Origin of the sequence: Pseudomonas sp. ACN8 (assembly GCF_002303925.1) — a bacterium.
Classification (GTDB): Bacteria; Pseudomonadota; Gammaproteobacteria; order Pseudomonadales; family Pseudomonadaceae; genus Aquipseudomonas.
Window position 1 is genome coordinate 1 of record NZ_MRCS01000133.1, and the last position, 564, is coordinate 564.

Annotated in this window: 1 protein-coding gene; it reads right to left on the reverse strand. The window is 64.0% G+C overall.

Translation table 11 applies throughout. The annotated features are described in order from the left end of the window. Window positions 1-564: NAD(P)(+) transhydrogenase (Re/Si-specific) subunit beta (locus BSF44_RS29280; protein WP_172435424.1), on the reverse strand; the 564-nt coding region annotated here is incomplete at both ends.

Consider the following 564-nt stretch of genomic DNA (forward strand, 5'->3'; position numbering starts at 1 on the left):
AGCCCGCCGGGCCGGCCGCCTCTGCCGTGTTGCCGAAGCCACCGAGCAGCACATTAAAGAAGGAGCGGTTCATCGCCTTGCACATGATGTACGAGAGGATCGCACCGGACGAGCCTACCAAGGAACCGGCGATGATCAGCATCGAGTTGTTCAGCGAGAAGCCGATACCCGCCGCTGCCCAGCCGGAGTAGCTGTTGAGCATCGACACCACCACGGGCATGTCGGCACCACCGATCGGGATAATGATCAGCACGCCGAGCACGAAGGCCAGGGCCAGCATCACGGCGAAGGCGGTGTAGTCGCCGGTGAGCATGAAGGTCACGCCCAGGCCCAGGGTGGCCAGGCCCAGCAGCAGGTTCAGCTTGTGCTGACCGCTGAACTGGACCGGTGCACCCTGGAACAGGCGGAACTTGTACTTGCCGGCCAGCTTGCCGAAAGCAATGACCGAGCCGGAGAAGGTGATTGCACCGATGGCGGCACCGAGGAACAGCTCCAGGCGATTACCGGCCGGGATCGCATCGCCGAGGTTCTGCACGATGCCCAGCGACTGCGGCTCGACCACGG